This is a genomic window from Sphingopyxis sp. PAMC25046 (assembly GCF_004795895.1).
Taxonomy (GTDB): Bacteria; Pseudomonadota; Alphaproteobacteria; order Sphingomonadales; family Sphingomonadaceae; genus Sphingopyxis.
The window spans coordinates 3,519,325-3,539,806 of sequence record NZ_CP039250.1 but is presented as its reverse complement, the minus strand read 5'-3'; the positions used below and the strand labels follow the sequence as shown (position 1 = coordinate 3,539,806).

Here is a 20,482-nt window from a genome sequence, read left to right as displayed (position 1 = left end):
ATAATGGCTCGCAACCAAATGGCCGCATCTGGGTTCGCCCATTTGCTCAACACGAGGATGATTTATGAAGAAAATTCTGACGGTAGCGGCCATCGGCGCTCTGATCGCCGTAGCCGGTTGCAGCGGCGGCAAAACCGAAAATGCCGGCGGTACGGTAAAGCGCGAGGCAGGCAACTGGAAGACCGACGTCAAGCTGGTCAAGTTCGAAGTTCCGGGCCTGCCGGCGGAAGCGAAGGACGCGATGTCCAAGCAGTTCGCCGCGGCGAGCGGCATGGATCAATGCTTCACGCAGGAACAGGTCGACAAGGAAGACATTGCGGCCGAACTCGCCAAGGGGCCCAACGGCGGCGGCGAATGCACCTGGTCCAAGAAGGAGGTCGCCGGCGGAAAGATCGACGTTGCGGGCACCTGCACCGCCAATGGCCAGACGGTCGACATGGCAATGGCCGGGACGATGGAAGCCAAGAAGACCGACGTCACGATCACGACCAAGGGCAAGGTTCCGACCGGGGGCGACATGGAAATGGTCATGCAGATGACCAGCACGCATACGGGTCCGTGCAAGGCCGCGACGACGACTTGAATCCTCGCGCCTTTTTCGACGAACGACGGGGCGCCGGTGGAAACCGGCGCCCTCTTCATTTGGGCGGCCTCAAAACAAAAGCGATCGCACGCCCGCCGGACGCCCTGACGCACGGACGGCAGGTGTCCTGTCCGGACCGGCAAATATCGAGGAAGGGAGATCGACTTGCCGGGCGACAGAACAGGTGGGGCTGTCGGGTCGCCCGGCGAAGTCTTGAAATGAAGCCTGAGGGGGATCGAAAGGTGCCAGGGACCAGCTCGCACCATTCGCCTTTTGGCTCCACACCGCGTCATCACAAGGATGTCGCGACGTCGGAAAGGATGCCAGAGTTTCGCCTGTGCGGCAGTTACAAGGGGTCACATGCCGCAATGTTGCCATTTGATAACCAATCCTTAACCCGTTTTCGCGCTTTTCCTTGCGGATTGGCGAGACGATTTTCTTCTGATATGGCTCAAGGTTGCCGTGTTACCGTTACGTCAAAGTAACAACGGGTGGCCGCGCTGGCTGATTGGCGTATCTACCGCACCGCCCGTCGGGGGTATTTGAGGGTAGCATGGATCAGGCGAAAGCGAACGAGACACAGGATCCGGTAGAGGTCGACCGGATCATCGCCGAAGAGCTCGAGAAGCTGCTCGATTCCCCGCTCTTCACGCGTTCGCCCGTGCTGTCACGGCTGCTGCAATTTCTTGTCGAACATCGCCTGCGCGGCGGTCGCAGTTCGCCCAAGGCCTATGCGATCGCAACCGAGGCGCTAGGACGCAGCGAAGATTTCGACCCCGCCGTCGACAGCTATCCGCGCGTCATGGTCGGGCGGCTGCGCGGCCTGCTCGACCGCTATTACGCCGACACTCCATGGGTCCATCGCCTGCGTGTGCCGCAAGGCAGTTACGAGGTGGTCGTCCAATATCGTTCGGCGCCGCCGTCGTCGCGATCGGCTGACGGCGCGGAGGATGAAGATGACGTCAAGGCTGCAACGCTCCGACCAGCCGCCGCTCACTCGCCCACGTCCGGGCGCGTGTCTCGCGCTCGCGGTTCCCGGTTTGGTCGATGGATCGTCGTGCTCATTCTGCTCGCGGTTGCGCTTTTCACCTTGTGGACACTCCGCGAAGGCTCCGGCCGGCTCTTTGCCGGCGATCCGGTGCCCGTTCCATTGCTCGAAGTCAGCCCGCCGATGGCGGGGAATCTGCCCCAGTCGCGGGCGCTTGCGCGCGCGCTCGACGGCAAGCTGCGCGACGGGCTGCGGCGTTTCGATCTGATCGACCTGCTGAGTTCGAAAGCGCCGGGCGGCGCAGCGGCGCGAACGGGGGACTATCGCCTCGATACCTCGCTGGTTCGCACGGTCGAAGGCGACACCGATGTCACGCTCGTCCTCAACCGCGTCGCCGACCAGCGCGCGATCTGGTCGCAGCAGATGCGCCTGACCAGCGACGAAACTCCCGAATTCACCGCGATCGAACCGCTGATTGCGCAGCTTGCCGGCGACTATGGCGTGATCGTGCGCGACCAGGTTCAGCGCCAGCCCGACAATTTTGCGGCGGGCTTTCCCTGCCTCGCGCAATTCAACCGGATGCGCCAGATGCGGAGTGCGGCGTCGGCGAAGCGGGTCGACGCCTGCTTGCGCGCGACGATCGAGGCGACACCGCGCGATCCGGTCGCGCTGACCGCGCTGTCGCTCGTGCGCTATGGCGACTGGCAGCCGCAGCGGTTGACGCCGGCGGGCCGCGAAGCCTTGGGAGAAGCGCGCGCGCTCGCGCTGCGCTCCTATGAAAGCAGCCCCAATTCGACGGCAGGCCTGTTCGCTATGGCGCGCGCCAATTTCTATTCGGGCAATTGCGCTGGCGGCAACGCGATGGGCGACGCCGCGATTGCGCTCAACCCCTTTGATGCCGACATGTCGGGCTTCCTCGGCTTGTTCAAGCTGGCGTGCGGGCAGGCGGGCGAAGGCGAAGTGCTCCTCCGGCGGTCGTTGCAACTCGACGCCTCCTATCCGGGGGTTCCAGCAGTCACACTGGCCTTTGTCCTGTCGCAGCGCGGCGAACTGGAGGAGGCGCAAAGGATCCTCGATCATATGCCGTCGCCCAGCAATATGGAGCCGCAATATATGATGGCGCGCGCGGTCGTGCTCGCACGGCGTGGCAATCTGGCCGAAGCGCGCGCGCAGTGGCGGCAACTGCTCGCCTATACGCGCCAGCCCGCCGACGCGTCGCCCGAAACCGTGCTCGGTCATTTCATGATTACTCCGGCGGTGATTCAGGCCGCTTCGGCGGCGCTCCGCGATTCGGGGGTCGTCGTCGCCAAAACGGCGCCGTAAGCGACGCTTGACCGTCTACTTGACCGCAGGGTTGATGCCGCGCACGGTGGCGCCATGTTGTCCGCCTTTGCTCTGCTGGCCCTCGCCGCACCGCCGCCGGCAGCGGTCGCGGTGCATTTCAACCGCGACGGAAAGGTCGAAACGCGCGTCACGGACGGCCTCGCCGATCGCGCGGGCGGCAGGCCGGTCGGCCCCGACGATCCCGTGCGTATCGCGTCGGTTTCGAAACTGGTCGTGGCATTGGGCGTTTTGCGGCTCGTCGAGGCGGAGCGTCTCGACCTCGATCGCGATGTGTCGGAGTATCTCGGCTGGCGGCTCCGGCACCCGGCCTATCCGGACCGGCCGATCAGCCTGGCGCAATTGCTTGGACATCGTTCGGGGCTCAACGACGACACCGACTATGCGCTGCCGCTCGACGCCGATCTCGAAACCGCGCTTCGCGACCCCGCGGCGTGGGACAAGGTGCGCGCGCCGGGCGGCGACTTCGCCTACGCCAATTTCAACTATCCGGTCGTGGCGGCGGTGATCGAAGCGGCCACCGGGGAGCGGTTCGACGCGGCGATGGCGCGGCTGGTTTTTCGTCCGCTCGGCCTCGACGCCTGTTTCAACTGGCCGGCGTGCAGCGACGCCGCTGTTGCGCGTGCCGTTGTGCTCTATGGCGCCGACGGCAGCGTCCAGCGCGACGACATGAAGGGCGTGCGCCCTGCCTGTCCGGTCGTGCCGGCGACCAACGGTAGCTGCGACGTTACGACCTATCGTCTCGCCCGCCACGGCGCGGGGTTCAGCCCGCAGGGCGGACTGCGTATTTCGGCGAACGGGCTCGCACGCATCGGCGTGATGCTGCTGCGCCGCGGCGAGGGTTTTCTGAAAGCCGAAAGCCTGGCCCGGCTGGAAGCGATGGCGCCCGTCCGGCCGACCAGCGGCGAAGGGACCGGCGGTTTTTTCTGCGAATATGGCATGGCCATGCACAGTACGGGCGGCCCGGCGCTAAAGAACCCGGAATGCCGCGACGACCTGTTCGGCGATGGACGCCTGCGCCTCGGCCATTCGGGCGACGCCTATGGATTGCGCTCGGGGCTTTGGTTCGACCTTGAAGGCGGCGATGGCATTGCCTATTTCGTCACGCAGGTGCCGGAGGGGCAGAAAGGGACACGGTCGGCATATAGCGCTGCGGAGGAAGTCTTGGTCGATGCGGCGCTTCGCCGCGCGGCCGGTGCCAGCCCTCTTGCCAGCCCCGCCCACGGGCACTAGGGCAATTTTCAACATTCACGACATAGTCAGAAAAAAGGAACTGTGCATGAGCGATTCGGCCGAAAAGGTTAAAAAGATCGTCGTCGAACATCTGGGCGTCGAAGCCGACAAGGTCACCGAGGAAGCGAGCTTCATCGACGATCTGGGCGCCGACAGCCTCGACATCGTCGAACTGGTGATGGCGTTCGAAGAAGAATTTGGCGTCGAAATCCCCGACGACGCGGCGGAAAAGATCGCCACCGTCAAGGACGCGATCGACTATATCGAAGCGAACAAGGGCTGATTCAGCCTGTCCGGCGTTGCCGGATGGGGCGGCGACGCCGTCCACGCATTTCCGGCTCCCCGGTCTCGAGCGCCCGTGCGCAGCGACCGGGGAGCTTTTTTTATGCGCGCGGCTCCTCTAGAAGCGCGCCGACGGTAATGACGCGACGCTCTGCGGGGGCAGGGGTCGATGAAAGGAATGATTATGCGCCGGGTTGTGGTGACGGGTCTGGGTTTGGTGACGCCGCTGGGCGGTGACGTCGAAACCAGCTGGAAGAATCTGATCGCGGGCAAATCGGGCGCCGGCACGATCACCCACTTCGACGCGTCGGACCAGAAATGCACGATCGCGTGCGAGGTCAAGGGGCCCGACCATGAATATGGCTTCGACCCCGGCAAGCGCGTCGACCACAAGGTCCAGCGCCAGGTCGATCCGTTCATCATCTTCGGCATCGACGCCGCGGGACAGGCGCTCGAAGACGCCGGCCTGACCGATATGCCCGAGGAACTGAAGGTGCGCGCCGGTTGCTCGATCGGCTCGGGCATCGGCGGCCTGCCGGGCATCGAAAGCGAAAGCCTGCTACTCGCCGAAAAGGGCCCGGGCCGCGTCTCGCCGCACTTCGTCCACGGCCGCCTGATCAACCTGATCTCGGGGCAGGTCAGCATCAAATATGGCCTCAAGGGCCCGAACCACGCGGTCGTCACCGCCTGTTCAACCGGCGCGCATTCGATCGGCGACGCGGCGCGGATGATCCGCGACGACGACGCCGACATCATGCTCGCAGGCGGCGCCGAAGCGACGATCTGCCCGATCGGCATCGCGGGCTTCGCGCAGGCGCGCGCGCTCAACATGACCTACAATGACCGCCCCGAACAGGCGAGCCGCCCCTATGACAAGGACCGCGACGGCTTCGTGATGGGCGAGGGCGCGGGCGTCGTCGTGCTCGAGGAATATGAGCATGCCAAGGCGCGTGGCGCGAAAATCTATGCCGAGGTCGTCGGCTATGGCCTGTCGGGCGACGCCTATCACGTCACCGCGCCAGACCCCGAAATGGACGGCGCCTTCCGCTCGATGAGCGCGGCGCTCAAGAAGGCGGGCATGACCCCCGCCGACATCGACTATATCAATGCGCACGGCACCTCGACGATGGCCGACACGATCGAACTCGGCGCGGTGAAGCGGCTGTTCGGCGACGCGATGGCGAACGTGTCGATGAGCTCGACCAAGTCGGCGATCGGCCACCTGCTCGGCGGCGCGGGCGCGGTCGAGACGATCTTCTGCATCCTCGCGATCCGCGACCAGATCGTCCCCCCGACGCTCAACCTCGACAATCCGGACGAGGGCACCGAGGGCGCCGACCTGGTTCCCAAGGTCGCCAAGAAGCGCAAGGTGAAGGCCGCGCTCAACAACAGCTTCGGCTTCGGCGGCACCAACGCCAGCCTGATCGTGAAAGCGGTCGACTAGCCTTTAATCCTCCCTGCGGCGAAGCCGTGGGGAGGGGGACCGTCGCCGCAGGCGATGGTGGAGGGGCCGCGACCTCGCGCCATGGCCCCTCCGTCGGCGCTTCGCGCCGCCACCTCCCCATGGCTTCGCCACAGGGAGGATTAAAACCTCTTTCCTACATTACCCCGCCATGCTTTACCCCTCGGCATGGCCCACCGGGCGACTGGCGCTAAGGCGACAAAGGAGACAGTTTCGATGCGTATATGCGTATCCTTTGTCTCCTTAAGCGCCGATTGGAGAGATTAGGGTGCATCCGTTCCGCTGGCTGACGATCGCGATTCTCGCGCTCCTCCTCGCCGCCTGCTCGCCCGGCGCGCCGAAGGATGCCGAAGTCGTCATCCTGCAGGGCGCGAGCATCGCGAAGGCGGGCGAGATTCTCGAGGAGGCCGGGCTCGTCTCGGCGTCGAGCTTCCGCAATCAGGCGCGCTTCTTCGGCTCGGACGAGCCGATCAAGCCCGGCGAATATAAAATCGAAAAAGGGATGGACGCGGGCGACATTCTCGCGCTGTTCCAGTCGGGCAAGACGATCCAGCGGCTCGTGACGATCCCCGAAGGCATGCCCTCGATCATGGTGTGGGAACGGTTGATGGCCGAGCCACGCCTTAAGGGCGAAATTCCGGTGCCCGTTGAGGGCAGCATCCTGCCCGATTCATACGCCTTCACCACCGGCGAGACCCGCGCCGCGGTCGTCAAGCGGATGCAGACAGCGATGGACAAGGCGTTTGGCGAATTATGGGCGAAGCGAACGCCGCGCACCGCGGTCAAGAACCGCAACGAAGCGATCACACTCGCGTCGATCGTCGAGAAGGAAACCGCGGTCGCCGCCGAACGCCGCACCGTCGCGGGGGTCTATACCAACCGCCTCGGAGTCGGGATGCGGCTCCAGGCCGATCCGACGATCATCTATCCGATCACCAAGGGGAAGCCGCTCGGCCGCCGCATCCTGCGCTCCGAAATCCAGGCCGTGAACGGCTACAACACCTACAGCATGGCCGGGCTACCCAAGGGGCCGATCGCGAACCCGGGCAAGGCGTCGATCGCCGCCGTGCTCGATCCGCAAGCGAATGATTATCTCTTCTTCGTTGCCAAGGGCGATGGCAGCCACGTCTTTTCGCGCACGCTGTCCGAGCATAATGCCAATGTGCAGAAATGGTATGCGCTCCGCCGCGAGCGGGGGGAGATGGAGTAACGATTCCTAACGAAGAGGATACAGGATGACCGCCAAACTCTTCATCCATGGCGTTCCCGACAGCCCGGCGATCTGGCGGCCTTTGCTTTCAGCGCTCGAACTTGGCGACACGCCCGTCGCCGTCCCCGCGCTGCCGGGTTTCACCGCGCCATTGCCCGCCGGCTTCACGGCGACCAAGGAGGCCTATGCCGACTGGGCGGCGGGGCAGGCGGAGGCGCTGTTTGCGGCGCACGGCCCGATCGATATTGTCGGGCACGACTGGGGGGCACTGATCGCACAGCGCGTCGCGATGCTGCGCCCCGACCTGATCCGCAGCTGGGCGATCTCGAACGCGGTGATCGAGCCCGACTATCGCGGTCACCGCATCGCGCGCATCTGGAACACGCCGATCCTCGGCGAAATCTTCATGGCGCTGAGCAAGGCCGACAAGCTCGCCGAGGGGCTTGCCGGACAGGGCATGCCCGCCGACATCGCGCGCGAAGAGGCCGAGCAGTGGAAGAGCAGGGACAAGCGGCGCGCGATCCTCAAACTCTATCGCTCGGCAGGGGGGCTGAGCTTCGCGCACGACTGGGCGCTGGACATCCCGAAACTGCCTGCGAACGGCGCGCTGATCTGGGGCGCGGGCGATCCCTATGTCGAACTGTCGGTGGCCCGGCGCTACGCCGCGAACACCGGCACGCCGCTGATGGTGATCGAAGGGGCGGGGCACTGGGCGATCGCCGAACGCCCGGCCGAAGTTGCTGCGGCGCTCCGCGTCTTCTGGAACGGGCTGTAAAACGCACATAATTTTATTTCATCGGTTTGCACGATTATTGTGACGCAATAAATCGATTGGAGCGCGGGTCCGATCCGGCGCATGGAATGGATATCGAGAAAGGGCGTCCTGTGGACGATGGCAAACCTCCCCCGAAATTGCCCCGTCCATCCCCTCTCGAAGCAGATGGCCCGGACCTCCCCCCTCCCGACCGGACCACTGGCGCCGTGCCCATCATCGCGACCGCGACGATGGGTGCGGCGGACCAGCGCTATTTCGACGCGTTGCGCACCGCGCATTTCCCGCCCGAACGCAATTATCTCGCGGCGCATATCACGCTCTTTCACCAGCTGCCGCCGTCGTGCGTTGACGAACTCGGCCGCCTGTTCCGCCGGATCGCCGCCGACACGCCGCCGCCCGCCGCGACGCTGCGCGAGGTCTATTCGCTGGGGCAGGGCGTCGCCTTTCGTATCGAGAGCGCCGAATTGCTCGCCGTCCGCGCGCGCATCGCCGACCATTTCGCCGGCATGCTGACCGCGCAGGACCGGGGAACGCCGCGGCTCCACATCACCGTGCAGAACAAGGTCGCCGCGGCCGAGGCGCGCGCGCTGCTCGCGGCGCTGGCGCGTGATTTCCGTCCACGCCCGCTTGCGATCACCGGACTCGCGGCGCATCATTACCGCGGCGGCCCGTGGGAGCCCGCCTTCGCGCGCAGTTTTCGAACCACGCGCAGATGATATTGACCGGCGCGACGAGCCTGCCTATAGGCGCGGCTCGCCCGATGCGGCGGCCTTACGGGGCGGAGTAGCTCAGCAGGTTAGAGCAGCGGAATCATAATCCGCGTGTCGGGGGTTCGAGTCCCTCCTCCGCTACCAACCCGGATTGTCCACCAGTGACCCACTGAGGCCACTGGCAGACATTTTTCGAGGAAAATCAAATATTTTTCGCGTCCCGTTGCGTACGCCGGCGTCCCGGTGCGACCGGCTGCGGCCACCCACGGCGATTTGGATTGGGGGTATTTTGGGGGTATTTTTCGGCTGTCCCCAAAACAGGCGATACCCCCAGATGGCTTTGAAAGAACTTGAGGTCAAATACGCCACCAAGCGGCAGCGCCCCTACAAGCTGTCCGATGGAGAAGGCCTGCACCTGCTCGTCCAGCCGAACGGATCGAAGCTCTGGCGCCTGAAATACCGCTTCGACGGCAAGGAAAAACTGCTGAGCTTCGGCAAATATCCGACCGTCACGCTGGCGATCGCCCGCGAGAAGCGGACCGAAGCCAAGCGGCTGCTCGATCAGGGTGAGGACCCCGCCGAGGCCAGGAAGCGGGCGAAGAAGCAGAGGGCCGCGCTCAAGCTGTTCGAAGAGATTGCGCGGGCCTGGCACGCCAATCGTATTGAAGGGCTGGACTCGGCCCATGCCCTGCGCGTCATCAACCGGATGGAGCGCGACGTCTTTCCGGTCATCGGGAAGCGTCCGATCACGGAAATCGACCCGCCCGAGATTCTCGAGATGATCCGCGCGGTCGAAGCGCGCGGCGCCCTCGATATCGCCCGTCGCCTCAAGCAGAACGTCAGCCAGATCTATCGCTTCGCGATCGCGAGCGGCTGGGCGACCATCGATCCGACGCTCGGCCTCAACGATGCGCTCAAGCCCAAGCCGCCCGTCAGGCACATGGCGCGCGTGCCGCTCGCGGAGTTTCCGAAGCTGGTGCGAGCGATCTTCGCCTATGACGGCGAGGACACGCCGCGCCGCCGCGAGATCACCCGTGACGCGCTGCTGTTCACCTTGCTCACATGGGTCCGAACCAGCGAAACCCGCTTCGCGGCCAGGGACGAGTTCGAGGATCTCTATGGACCGAACCCGCTATGGCGTCTGTCGCCGGAGCGCATGAAGATGGAACGTGAGCATCTTGTTCCGCTGTCCCGCCAGGCCGCAATGATCGTTCAGCGCCGCTTGCAGGCGACGAACGATGCGTTCCTCTTTCCCGGAGCCAAGCCTGGAAAGTCTATTTCCGAGAACACCATGATCTATGCCTGTTATCGGATGGGGTATCTCCATCGGCAGACGGTACATGGGTTTAGGGGGCTCGGCTCGACCTGGGCGAACGAAGCCGAACGCTACAAGCCGGATTGGATCGAGATGGCGCTCGCTCACGAGGACGAGGATGAGGTGCGCGGCGCTTACAACAGTGCGCTCTATCTCACACCGCGAAGGCGGATGCTCCAAGACTGGGCCGACGTGATCGACGCGGCAACCGCAGTGTCGAATGTCGAGAAGAATCCTATCGAGTTCTCACAATTCATGCGCTGTTCCGCTCCCATCCAGCACCTGCCACCAAGCGACCAGAGACAGCCGTATTGGCAACGCCCCCTTCGGGCGGCTTCGCGATGAGCCTCAAAAGTCAGAACCGCCGATTTAGAGGCGCGGTTTTCTGCCATAGTTGTTAGAAATATCAGCTACTTAGATGCATCCGCGAATAGTAGAATGAACTCCAAGAAACCGTATCTCACTACATCTCATCATAGCTGATTCCCCTTGCAACTCGACAAGGGAAACCGCCGGGACCGCCAATTACGCCGATACATCGTCTGGAAGGGCTCGATTGGGGCGAGCAGAACGCGCGCATCCGTCCCGATGGACGCGCTCAGCGTGACTAATTCAATGAAATATATGGGGTTATTTGCGTCGCCACGAAGCGTCAGCGGTGCAGGCTCATCAGTCCTTAATCAATGAGTGGGAGGAATAGTTCGCCAACAAATTGAATTGGACGATGAGCCCCAAGGCGCGGCAAATGGCGCCAACTCAAAAAATGCCGTGGGGAGGACAGTCATGGTCACAGCCTTTAGGACAAATTTGCTTTGTGCCACCGCGCTATCGATCGCGTGTGCGCTTGCAGTGCCGGCACATGCCCAGGACGCTGCATCGCAGGGCGAAAAGCCCGAGGCGCAGGAAGGTGGCCTTGAGACAATCGTCGTCACGGCGCAGAAGCGCGAACAGAATTTGCAGGATGTTCCAGCCGCCGTTTCCGCCATAGGCGGCGAGACGCTGCGCACGCGCGGCATCACGGAGACCTCAGACTTGATGGGCGCGATCCCCAGCCTGCAAGTCACCACTCCCTATGGTCGCACCCAACCGAATTTCTCGCTGCGCGGGATTTCAGTGGCGAACGAATTTTCCGCCTCCACTGCGTCGCCGGTTGGCGTCTATGTCGATGAAGTCTATCAGAGCTTCCGGGCGAGCCATGGCCTGCAACTCTATGACATCGACCGGGTCGAGGTACTGCGCGGACCGCAAGGAACACTCTACGGTCGCAACACCACGGGTGGCGCGATCAGCTTCTTCACGCGCAAGCCGGATCTGGGAGAGGCCAATGGCTATCTGACCGCCGGCTATGCCAATTACGACACTTTCACGGTGCAGGGCGCCGCTGAAGCGACGCTGGTTCCCGACATCTTGGGCGTCCGCGTCGCCGGTACTTTTGCAAAAGGGGATGGTTGGCAGCGCAATGTACTGCCTGGGAATGAGCGCGACCTAGGGACCACCGATACGATCGGCGGTCGCATCTCGATCCGCTTCCGGCCCGATCCCGATCTCGACATCAATTTGAAGCTCTATGCCGCGAAGGACGATCCATGGGGCACCGCGCCCTATGCAGGTGGTCAACTCGCGGGCGGGCAGGATGCGCTCGGCTATTCGCGTTACGATCCGCAACCTTTCCTAGGCGGGCGGTTGCTGCGTGACAATGAGGTCGCAGTTGATCGGGTAGGTAAGAACATCAGCAAGTCGAAAGGGATAGCCCTCAACATCAAATGGGATGTCAGCGACCAATTCTCCGTCACCTCGATTACCGGCTACGACACCGGCGACTATATCAACAATCCTGATGATTGCGATGGCGGCCCAGCCGATCTCTGCTCGATCGGCTACACGTCGACGAGCAAGAATTTCAACCAGGACCTGCGTTTCAGCTATTCGAACGACCGCCTCGATATCATTGCCGGCCTTTATTATGGCAGGGACAAGGTCAAGACGGTCAACTACCCGGACTTTTTCGGGGCGCTGAGGCCGCTGCTGCTTGGCGCCGGTCTTCCGGGCAGCTACAATAACGCCGCAATCGGAACGCCCGACGCGATCCGCTATATCCCAGCCTTTGCCGCCAATCCGGCGTTGGGGCCTGGCGATGCCGGATTCTGCGACGCGATCGAGATCAATCCCAACGGCTTCCTTGATGCACGCTCGCTGATTGCACTCCAGACCGACATCGCGATCAATAATACGGGCAATGGCGGCATGGGGGGTAGCTTTTCGGCGGGCTGCGCCGGGGCAGGCGCGCCTCCGTTCACCCCGATCCTCGGCGAACAGCGTTTTGACGTGTCGCGCCCCTCGAAGGCGATCTACGGCGACGTAACCTGGAAAGCGACCGAGCGGCTGACCGTGGCGGTGGGTGCACGCTACACCCAGGATAAGGTCAATTACCTTAACGGCAGCACTTTCCTCTATGCGCTCGACGGTACGACGCCGGTTGTCAACCTGATCCCCTACAGCAATCCATACAACCCCAATCTCGCGCCGCTTGAGCAGCGCGAAAAGGCAAACAGGCTAACCGGCCGTATCAATGTCAGCTATGAGTTCGCCGATGATATCATGGGCTATCTCCAGTACAGTCGCGGTTACCGCAGCGGCAGCTTCAACGGGCTTGCCTATCAGGGCGTCAATCAAGTCTATTATATCCAGCCTGAAAAGGTGAATGCATATGAGGCGGGGCTCAAAACCCGGCTGTTCGATCGCCGCGTCCAACTTAACCTCGCGGGCTTCTACTACGAGTATTCGAATCACCAAGTAACGCAGGTGGTCGGCGCTACAACCTTCACGCGCAGCGCCAATGGTCGCCTGTTCGGTGGCGAGGCCGAACTCGCCTGGCAGGTGGCCGATACGTTGCGTTTCGATGCTTCGCTGGGCTATCTCAACAGCAAGTACAAAGGCAATGTGATCGATCCGGCAAACCCGGCCAGCCCGACATTGAACGTCAACGGCAATCCCTTCCCGAACGCGCCGGAGGTTACGTTCCAGGCCGGATTCGACTGGGATATGATCGATGACGGCACCAACAAGCTGACCTTGCGCGGTGATGCGTCCTACATGGGCAAGTACTATTTTGATCCGTTCAAGAATTATGGGCAGACACCGTGCGATACACCCCCAGCGGGATCGAACATAACGCTCGCGGGTAAGGCGATTACATGCGCAAATCCGGGCTACTGGCTCGCCAATGCGCGATTAACCTATGCGCACGACAATATGTCGGTTAGCTTGTGGGCGAAGAATCTGTTCGACAAATATTACTACACCTACGGCCTCAACCTCAACGTGTTCGGCTACGATTATCTGAACCGCGGCATGCCGCGCACTTATGGCGTCGAAGCGACAGTCAAGTTCTGATCGCTGCTGCGACGGGGGCGGCGGGCATCCTCTCCCGCCCGCTGCCCCCGATTTTTTCGACCTGACTTTCAGACCGAGGAGTATCCATGATGCGTTCCACCGGCAACGGTCCCTCATTCATCGGCACGGCGTACAGAATCGAGCGCGCTGTGATCACTGAGATCGGCGCAGCTGAAAGCACCGCCCAGGCGAGCAGCGCCGAGCGGCCAGCGCGCCTCCGGACGATTTAACGTGGATGCGTCTCGGAACAGAACTGAGCTGGAACGAATTTTCGCGACCCAACGCGAAGGGACGCGTGAGCAGGTTTCGCGCAGCTACGAAGAACGCATGGACCTGCTCGGGCGCCTTGGCCGGATATTTGAGCAGCACAGAGACGAATTGGTCGATGCCGTTGCCGCCGATTTCGGCATTCGATCCCGCTACGAGACTATCCTGCTCGACCTGATGCTTGGCATATCGGAAATTAAATTTGCGCGCCGCAATCTGAAGACGTGGCTGAGGCCGCGGCGGGTGAAGACTGACATCTTCGGCCTTCCCGGTTCATCGCGCCTGGTCCCCCAGCCCCTAGGTGTGGTGGGCGTTCTCGGCACGTGGAACTATCCGCTCGGCACCATATTCGTTGGCGCGGCCGGTGCATTGGCGGCCGGCAACCGCGTGATCGCAAAGCCGAGCGAAGTTTCCGCCAACGCCGCCGAAGCCAGCGAGCGGCTTGTGCGCCGGTATTTCGCCGAAGAGGAATTCGCGATTGTCCAGGGCGGGCCCGACATGGCACAGGCGATGACGGCCCTACCTTTCGACCATATTCTCTTCACCGGTTCACCCGCGGTTGGCCGCAAAGTCTATGAAGCGGCGGCTGCCAACCTTACACCTGTTACTCTGGAACTTGGCGGCAAATGCCCTGCCATCGTGGGCAAGGGTGCATCGCTTGCACAAGTCTGTGAAAGCTTAGTGTTCGGCAAGCTGCTCAACGCCGGCCAGACCTGCATCGCCGCTGACTATGCCTTCGTCCATGTCGATCAGATGGAAAGCTTCGTCGCCGCACTCCGCGCTCAGGTTGCCAAATGCTACCCCAACGCGGCAAGCAACCCCGATTTCACCAGTATCATCAATGACCGACAGTTCGCGCGGCTCCAAGGTTTGCTCGATGATGCCGAAGCCAAGGGCGCGACGGTGCTCAACCTCTCGGACAACGGCGATGGAACGCTTCCTGAACGGCATCGGATCGTGCCGTTGGCGGTTCTCGACGTTACCGATGACATGGCGATGATGCAGGAGGAGATTTTCGGACCGATCCTGCCGATCATGCCATATCGCTCCGAAGACGAGCTCATTCGCTACGTAAACCGGCATGAGCGCCCGCTGGCGCTCTATTATTTTGGCGACGAAAGTGAGGAACGGCGCAAGATCATTTCCGAAACGCACGCTGGCGGCGTGACTCTCAACGGCACGGTCATGCACGTCTTCCAGCGCCGGCTGCCTTTCGGTGGCATCGGACAGAGCGGCATCGGTGCCTATACCGGCGTCGCCAGTTTCGAGCGCTTCACTCATTACAAGCCGGTGTTCTCTCAGCCGAAACTCAGCCTGCTTGGTCAACTTCTGCCACCCTATTCGAGCAAGACCGAAGGACTACTCAACATCTTCGAAAAGATCCTCTGACGTGGCTGCGGCGGTTGATGCTGGCATGTTGCATGACGCCGGGTCGCCAGCATGGGTCGAATGACAAGGGAAGCAAATGGCTGACTATGTAATTATTGGAGGTGGGTCGTCGGGCGGCGTTATCGCCAGCCGGTTGTCCGAGGACCCCGATGTCACCGTTTGCCTGCTCGAGGCAGGCGGCCCAGGCACCTCGCCGCTTGTGTCCACGCCCGGCGCTTTTGCGGCGCTGATCCAAGACTATCGGATCAATACGCTCAACTGGCGGTTCAACACCGACCCTTCAAAGGCGCTCAACGACCGCCGCCTCTACAATCCGCGCGGGAAGATGCTGGGTGGATCGAGCGGTATGAACGGGATGGTCTATATCCGCGGCGACCGGTCGGATTTCGACCACTGGGCCGAACTCGGCAACGACGGCTGGGGTTACAACGATGTCCTGCCCTATTTCCGCAAGGCTGAGAATAATGAGCGCGGTGAGGATGAGTTTCACGGCTCGTCGGGACCGCTTCACGTATCCAACGGCAAGCGCGAATTCGATGTCTATGATGCTTTCATCGAGGCGGCGACTGGACTGGACCATCAAGCCAATCCGGACTTCAATGGTGCCAGCCAGGAAGGTGTCGGCATCTATCAGTTTACCGTGAAGGACGGGAAGCGCGCCAGCGTGAAGGCGTGTTACCTTGATCCGGTGATGGGCAGGCGCGGCAACCTCCGCGTCGAAGTACATGCCCGCGTCCATCGTATCAGGTTTGAGGGCAACCGCGCGGTGGCAGTCGAGTATTCCCAGGACGGGCAGTTGAAGACGATCCCGTGCGAAAAGGAAGTCATTGTCAGCGGCGGCGCCTATAATTCGCCCCAACTGTTGATGCTTTCCGGTATCGGACCGCGTGATGAGTTGGAGAAGCATGGAATCGAAGTGATTCATGATATTCCCGGTGTCGGCCAGAATCTTCACGACCATCCTGACCTGATGCTGGTCTACCAGTCGAAGAAGCGGCTCGGGATCGCACTCAATGTCGTTGGCGCGCTCAAGACCGTGCGAGACCTATTCCAGTATCTCACGCAAAGGAAAAGCTGGCTGGCATCGCCGCCCACGGCTGCAGGCGGTTTCTTGCGATCCGCGCCGGGGCAGAACCGGGCGGACTGCCAGGTCCATGTCGTGCCGCTCGCCTATCGCGACCATGCGCGCGACTACAAGCTGATGACGAAATGGGGCTATACGATCATTCTCAATATTGGGCGCCCAAAGAGCCGCGGCTGGGTTGCCTTACATGACTCAAACCCCGAATCCGATCCCAAGATTGACCTCAATCTCTTGAGTCATCCCGACGACCTCAAGACGTTGCGCAATGCCTTCCGTGTCGTGCAGGAGATCCTGCATTCGGATCGCATGAAGGCGATGATGAAACGGCCTCTCTATCCTGACCGCTACCTTGAAACTGATGAAGAGATCGACGCCTATATCCGGGCAGAAGCCAATCATGCTTATCATCCGGTGGGAACATGCAAGATGGGCACCGACGAGATGGCGGTGGTCGACAACCGCCTGCGCGTTCACGGCCTCGCAAATATCCGCGTGGCCGATGCCTCGATCATGCCATCAGTCGTCAACGGCAACACCAATGCAACCTGCATCATGATCGGCGAGAAAGCCGCCGACATGATCCGGCACGATAATATGAGCAGCAAGAATAGCATCGCAGAATATTGAATTGGACGATTGGATCAATGCTGCAGACACAGATGCTTACGAAAAGAAGTCCGGAGAGGCCTATCGCATGTCAGTTTATTATGTGTCGACTGCGCCATTGTGGGCGAGCGCCTTAGAGGAGCGCGGCTGATGGACGTCCGTACGCAAATACGTCGCGCCGCACGTTATTTCGCCCAGCAAGAGGCTCTCGTTCACGGCCACAGGCGGTTGACTTTCTCGGAAGCCTGGTTGCGCGGCGTGAAGCTCGCAAATGCTCTTGCGGAGTGCGGCCTTCAACCGGGTGACCGGATTGCTACGCTGGAGAAGAACTCCATCGAGGCCGCCGACATCATACTGGCGGCTGCCATTGGAAACTATACGCGTGTTCCTCTCTATGCGCGCAACCGATGTGAAGCGCACGCCCATATGATCGCGAGTACCGGATCTCGGTTGGCGCTGGTCGATGAGGCATTGGCTTCGGAGTTGGCGGGGCTGGATGCCCAAGCTCCGACGCTTGAGCGGATCATTATCCGCGATCACAACTATGAGAATTGGTTGGCGACAGCCTCGGACCGGGATCCTGATCCCGTCGTCGCGCCGGAGGACTATTGTGTCATCCGCCACACCGGCGGCACGACGGGCAAACCCAAGGGCGTTGCCTATCGGCACCGTTCATGGATGACGATCTCCGCCGCATTTTTCAGCATCGGCCCCCAAGTGGCCCCAGGGGATGCCATTCTGCATGTCGGCCCGTTGTCCCATGCATCGGGCTTCCTGTTCGTGCCGGCCTGGTATTGCGGCGCCCGCAACGTGATGATGGACGGCTTCGATCCAGCGTCCTTTCTTGACACTCTCGAGCAGGAACGGATCAGCCATGCCTTTGTAGCCCCCACCATGCTCAATGCCATAGTGCATCACGACGGGGCATATGGCCGCCACTTTCCGAATTTGAAGTTTCTGCTGAGTGCTTCAGCGCCGATCTCCGAGCCGACGCTTCGCAAGTCGTGCCAGATATTCGGGAATCATGTTCTTCATTCGGGCTATGGACAGACCGAAATCCTGCCCATCGCGTCTATGGGGCCCAACGAGTGGTTCGGCGAATTTGAAGGTTCTGCCCCAATTCGGGCGGTCGGACGTCCCATGAGTGGCGCCGATATCGAAATCCGTAACGAGGACGGAAAGGTGCTGGGACCAAACGAGCCCGGCGAGATCGTCGCACGGTTCGAAAATGGCCAGATGGAGGAATTCTGGAACGATCCGGAGGAAACCGCCCGGCGCATGGAAGATGGCTGGGTCAAAACCGGCGATGTCGGCATGATCGACACAAACGGATTTTTGTATCTGCTCGATCGCAACAACGACATGATCGTGTCAGGCGGCTTCAATATCTATCCCACCGAAATCGAAAACGTAATTGCCGACCATCCCGGTGTACTCGAGGTCGCGGTCTTTGGCGTGCCCCATGAAAAATGGGGTGAAACGCCGCTTGCAATGGTGCGTGTCAAGCCCGGAGCACAAATCACGGAGACCGAGATAATAGATTTGGTGCGCCAGCGTCTGGGCTCCGCAAAAAAGCCAAGCAAGGTCGTTTTTACCGCCGAGCCACTGCCGTTGAGCAATGTCGGAAAGGTGCTTCGTTCAAAGCTTCGAGAGCCCTATTGGGCGGGCCAGGACCGGCGCATTTCGGGGGCATGACCGACGCAGCCATCCTAGCCACATCCTCTATTCCGGTGACCGCCTGCCGGCGCGCGGGAGACTGCAATGGACTATGAATACATCCTGGTTGAGCAACGCGGCCCAGCGCTTTGGGTGACCCTCAACCGGCCGGCAGCGTTGAACAGTCTGTCGTTGGCTTTGGCCGAGGAACTCGCCGCAGCGATCGAGGCAGCGGAAGCAGATGCGACGGTGCGCGCTTGCATTCTTACCGGCGCCGGACGGGCGTTTTGCGCTGGCGCGGATCTGCTCGCAATTGGCGATGGAACAGGCGGACAAACTCTCGCCGAACGCTTAAATCTGTTTCTGCCGCCGCTCGGTCAGGCTTTTAACAGGATCGAGACGTCGCGCCTTCCGATAATTGCGGCGGTCAACGGCCTTACGCTCGCCGGCGGCTTGGAACTGGTGTTGTGCTGTGATCTCGTCATTGCCGCGCACCCGGCCAGATTTGGCGACGCCCATGCAAATTACGGCCTGTTGCCCGGCGGTGGAGGGTCGGTTCGACTCCCTAGGAAGATCGGCGAAGCGCGTGCGAAACATCTGATGATGACCGGCGGGACCATCTCGGCTGCCGAGATGAAGGAAGCCGGACTCGTGACCCAACTGGTTGCTCCCGAGGATCTCATTGCGGCAGCGCAAGCGCTGGTAGAATCTCTTGCAGAAAAGAGCCGGCCAGGGCTCGCCTACATGAAGCAGCTAGTCCGCGCTGCGCAGGATAGCTCGCTCGAAGTCGGGCTGCGTCAGGAACTCGAAACCATGGCTGCTTACGCCTTGTCCAACGACATTGTCGAAGGACTGGCGGCATTCCGGGAGAAGCGGAAGCCCGATTTTTCCGACCGGTGAGACCTGATCGGATGCGGAACACATTGGAAGAATGGATCAACGAATGACCGACATATTCGTCATGGGGGTTGGGATGACCCCGTTCGGAAAACAGTTCGACAAGAGCCTGAAAATGCTCTGCGCCGAAGCTTCGTCGCAGGCCTTTTCCGACGCAGGATGCACCGCCGGCGATGTCGAAGCCATCTTCTTCGGCAATTGCGTCCAGGGGCATATGGAGGGCCAGGACATGATCCGCGGCGAAATCGTGGCGCGAGCGATGGGCATCTCAAGCGTTCCCGTGGTGAATGTCGAAAACGCATGTGCGACGGCTTCCACGGCCTTGCACATGGCCGCCGCCTATGTTCGATCGGGGGCAGCGGATGTCGTACTCGCGCTCGGCGCGGAGAAGATGTACTCGCCCGACAAGGCGCTCATGTTCAGTGCATTCGATGGCGCTTGGGACGTGCATGAAACCGAGTCGGGCCGCGCGCAGCTGCTGGCCATGGGCAATGGCGTCGATGTTCCGGAAGGAACGACATCGAGTCAGCCTTACAGCGTTTTCATGGATGTATACGCCGCGATGGCACGCGCGCACATGAAGACCTACGGCTCGACGCAAGCGCAAATCGCGGCCGTCTCGGCGAAAAATCACATGCATTCGACGCGCAATCTGCTTGCCCAGTATCGCCTCCCATATACCGTCGAAAGTGTACTCGCTGCGCCTCCGATCGTTTACCCGTTCACACTGCCGATGTGCTCCCCGATCAGCGACGGCGCCGCCGCTGCGATCATCTGCAGCGAAGCCGGTCGGCGCAAACTGTCGGCAGCCCCGGACAGGGCGCTAAGAATCCTGGCGTCTGTGCTGCAAACCGGCGCCGCGCGCGATCCCTTTGATTATGACCACCATGTCAGCCGCCTTGCGGCGAACCGGGCCTATGCGATGGCCGGCGTGGGGCCAGAAGATATTGGCGTCGCGGAGGTGCATGACGCCACGGCGGTTGGCGAGATCATTGAAATCGAGGCGCTCGGCCTGACGCCGCCTGGCGAGGGCGGACTCGCGGCAGAGCGCGGTGAGACGGCGCTGGGTGGGCGTATTCCGGTAAACACGTCGGGCGGGCTTGAATGCAAGGGACATCCGATCGGCGCCACCGGGCTCGGCCAAATCTACGAGCTTGCGCTGCAATTGCGCGGCGAGGCGGAAGATCGACAGGTTCCGAATGCCCGGTTCGCGATCGCGCAGAACGGCGGAGGTGTCATCGGGGTGGAAGAGGCGGTGGTCGCCGTCACGATCCTGGGCCGGTAGTTGTCA

At 61.8% G+C, this 20,482-nt stretch carries 16 protein-coding genes and 1 tRNA gene; all 17 read left to right on the top strand.

From position 1 onward, the window contains the following. The first annotated feature begins 64 nt into the window (after positions 1–64). The 17 genes from E5675_RS16685 (at position 65) to E5675_RS16610 (ending at position 20,476) form a co-directional block, all read left to right on the top strand. Positions 65–583, top strand: coding sequence for a DUF3617 domain-containing protein (locus E5675_RS16685; RefSeq protein ID WP_136175479.1), 519 nt, complete (start codon positions 65–67; stop codon positions 581–583). A 553-nt stretch (positions 584–1,136) separates the two neighbouring features. Continuing rightward, a complete protein-coding gene (locus tag E5675_RS16680; protein WP_136175478.1) occupies positions 1,137–2,894 on the top strand; it encodes a tetratricopeptide repeat protein in 1,758 nt (585 codons plus the stop codon). Positions 2,895–2,948: 54 nt separating this feature from the next. Then, positions 2,949–4,145 (top strand): serine hydrolase domain-containing protein, encoded by a 1,197-nt coding sequence (locus E5675_RS16675; protein WP_136175477.1) that lies wholly within the window; start codon positions 2,949–2,951, stop codon positions 4,143–4,145. A gap of 46 nt (positions 4,146–4,191) precedes the next feature. Continuing rightward, positions 4,192–4,428, top strand: a complete 237-nt coding sequence (locus E5675_RS16670; RefSeq protein ID WP_003039428.1) for an acyl carrier protein — start codon at positions 4,192–4,194, stop codon at positions 4,426–4,428. 183 nt (positions 4,429–4,611) lie between these two features. Further along, the gene (gene fabF / locus E5675_RS16665) at positions 4,612–5,871 is read left to right on the top strand and encodes a beta-ketoacyl-ACP synthase II (protein WP_136175476.1); all 1,260 of its coding nucleotides are present in this window, start codon (positions 4,612–4,614) and stop codon (positions 5,869–5,871) included. A gap of 286 nt (positions 5,872–6,157) precedes the next feature. Then, entirely contained in the window at positions 6,158–7,099 is a 942-nt protein-coding gene (gene mltG / locus E5675_RS16660; protein WP_136175475.1) for an endolytic transglycosylase MltG, read from the top strand. A gap of 25 nt (positions 7,100–7,124) precedes the next feature. Further along, a complete protein-coding gene (locus tag E5675_RS16655) occupies positions 7,125–7,874 on the top strand; it encodes an alpha/beta hydrolase (RefSeq protein WP_136175474.1) in 750 nt (249 codons plus the stop codon). Positions 7,875–8,104: 230 nt separating this feature from the next. Then, positions 8,105–8,590: a 2'-5' RNA ligase family protein gene (locus E5675_RS16650; RefSeq protein WP_136176542.1), complete on the top strand. Its 486-nt coding sequence runs from the start codon at positions 8,105–8,107 to the stop codon at positions 8,588–8,590. A gap of 61 nt (positions 8,591–8,651) precedes the next feature. Beyond that, positions 8,652–8,728: transfer RNA gene (locus tag E5675_RS16645), tRNA-Met, on the top strand. Positions 8,729–8,918: 190 nt separating this feature from the next. Continuing rightward, the gene (locus E5675_RS16640) at positions 8,919–10,244 is read left to right on the top strand and encodes an integrase arm-type DNA-binding domain-containing protein (RefSeq protein WP_081095415.1); all 1,326 of its coding nucleotides are present in this window, start codon (positions 8,919–8,921) and stop codon (positions 10,242–10,244) included. A gap of 372 nt (positions 10,245–10,616) precedes the next feature. Then, positions 10,617–13,292: a TonB-dependent receptor gene (locus E5675_RS16635; RefSeq protein WP_242528166.1), complete on the top strand. Its 2,676-nt coding sequence runs from the start codon at positions 10,617–10,619 to the stop codon at positions 13,290–13,292. 86 nt (positions 13,293–13,378) lie between these two features. Further along, positions 13,379–13,522: a hypothetical protein gene (locus E5675_RS21565; protein ID WP_168196078.1), complete on the top strand. Its 144-nt coding sequence runs from the start codon at positions 13,379–13,381 to the stop codon at positions 13,520–13,522. Between the two features lies 1 nt (position 13,523). Further along, positions 13,524–14,948 (top strand): aldehyde dehydrogenase family protein, encoded by a 1,425-nt coding sequence (locus tag E5675_RS16630; protein WP_157228455.1) that lies wholly within the window; start codon positions 13,524–13,526, stop codon positions 14,946–14,948. Between the two features lie 76 nt (positions 14,949–15,024). Then, positions 15,025–16,659: a GMC family oxidoreductase N-terminal domain-containing protein gene (locus tag E5675_RS16625; RefSeq protein ID WP_136175472.1), complete on the top strand. Its 1,635-nt coding sequence runs from the start codon at positions 15,025–15,027 to the stop codon at positions 16,657–16,659. A gap of 129 nt (positions 16,660–16,788) precedes the next feature. Continuing rightward, positions 16,789–18,333: an AMP-binding protein gene (locus E5675_RS16620; protein ID WP_026108915.1), complete on the top strand. Its 1,545-nt coding sequence runs from the start codon at positions 16,789–16,791 to the stop codon at positions 18,331–18,333. 66 nt (positions 18,334–18,399) lie between these two features. Continuing rightward, on the top strand, positions 18,400–19,194 hold the full coding sequence (locus E5675_RS16615; RefSeq protein ID WP_011415062.1) for an enoyl-CoA hydratase/isomerase family protein: 795 nt from the start codon (positions 18,400–18,402) through the stop codon (positions 19,192–19,194). A 43-nt stretch (positions 19,195–19,237) separates the two neighbouring features. Further along, the gene (locus E5675_RS16610; RefSeq protein ID WP_011415063.1) at positions 19,238–20,476 is read left to right on the top strand and encodes a thiolase family protein; all 1,239 of its coding nucleotides are present in this window, start codon (positions 19,238–19,240) and stop codon (positions 20,474–20,476) included. The last annotated feature ends 6 nt before the right edge of the window (positions 20,477–20,482 follow it).

What these genes read in the sequence shown, in the direction of transcription:
- E5675_RS16685 (WP_136175479.1), top strand. Translation starts at nt 65, where the DNA reads ATGAAGAAAATTCTGACGGTAGCGGCCATCGGCGCTCTGATCGCCGTA.
- E5675_RS16680 (WP_136175478.1), top strand. Translation starts at nt 1,137, where the DNA reads ATGGATCAGGCGAAAGCGAACGAGACACAGGATCCGGTAGAGGTCGAC.
- E5675_RS16675 (WP_136175477.1), top strand. Translation starts at nt 2,949, where the DNA reads ATGTTGTCCGCCTTTGCTCTGCTGGCCCTCGCCGCACCGCCGCCGGCA.
- E5675_RS16670 (WP_003039428.1), top strand. Translation starts at nt 4,192, where the DNA reads ATGAGCGATTCGGCCGAAAAGGTTAAAAAGATCGTCGTCGAACATCTG.
- fabF (WP_136175476.1), top strand. Translation starts at nt 4,612, where the DNA reads ATGCGCCGGGTTGTGGTGACGGGTCTGGGTTTGGTGACGCCGCTGGGC.
- E5675_RS16655 (WP_136175474.1), top strand. Translation starts at nt 7,125, where the DNA reads ATGACCGCCAAACTCTTCATCCATGGCGTTCCCGACAGCCCGGCGATC.
- E5675_RS16650 (WP_136176542.1), top strand. Translation starts at nt 8,105, where the DNA reads ATGGGTGCGGCGGACCAGCGCTATTTCGACGCGTTGCGCACCGCGCAT.
- E5675_RS16640 (WP_081095415.1), top strand. Translation starts at nt 8,919, where the DNA reads ATGGCTTTGAAAGAACTTGAGGTCAAATACGCCACCAAGCGGCAGCGC.
- E5675_RS21565 (WP_168196078.1), top strand. Translation starts at nt 13,379, where the DNA reads ATGATGCGTTCCACCGGCAACGGTCCCTCATTCATCGGCACGGCGTAC.
- E5675_RS16625 (WP_136175472.1), top strand. Translation starts at nt 15,025, where the DNA reads ATGGCTGACTATGTAATTATTGGAGGTGGGTCGTCGGGCGGCGTTATC.
- E5675_RS16620 (WP_026108915.1), top strand. Translation starts at nt 16,789, where the DNA reads ATGGACGTCCGTACGCAAATACGTCGCGCCGCACGTTATTTCGCCCAG.
- E5675_RS16615 (WP_011415062.1), top strand. Translation starts at nt 18,400, where the DNA reads ATGGACTATGAATACATCCTGGTTGAGCAACGCGGCCCAGCGCTTTGG.
- E5675_RS16610 (WP_011415063.1), top strand. Translation starts at nt 19,238, where the DNA reads ATGACCGACATATTCGTCATGGGGGTTGGGATGACCCCGTTCGGAAAA.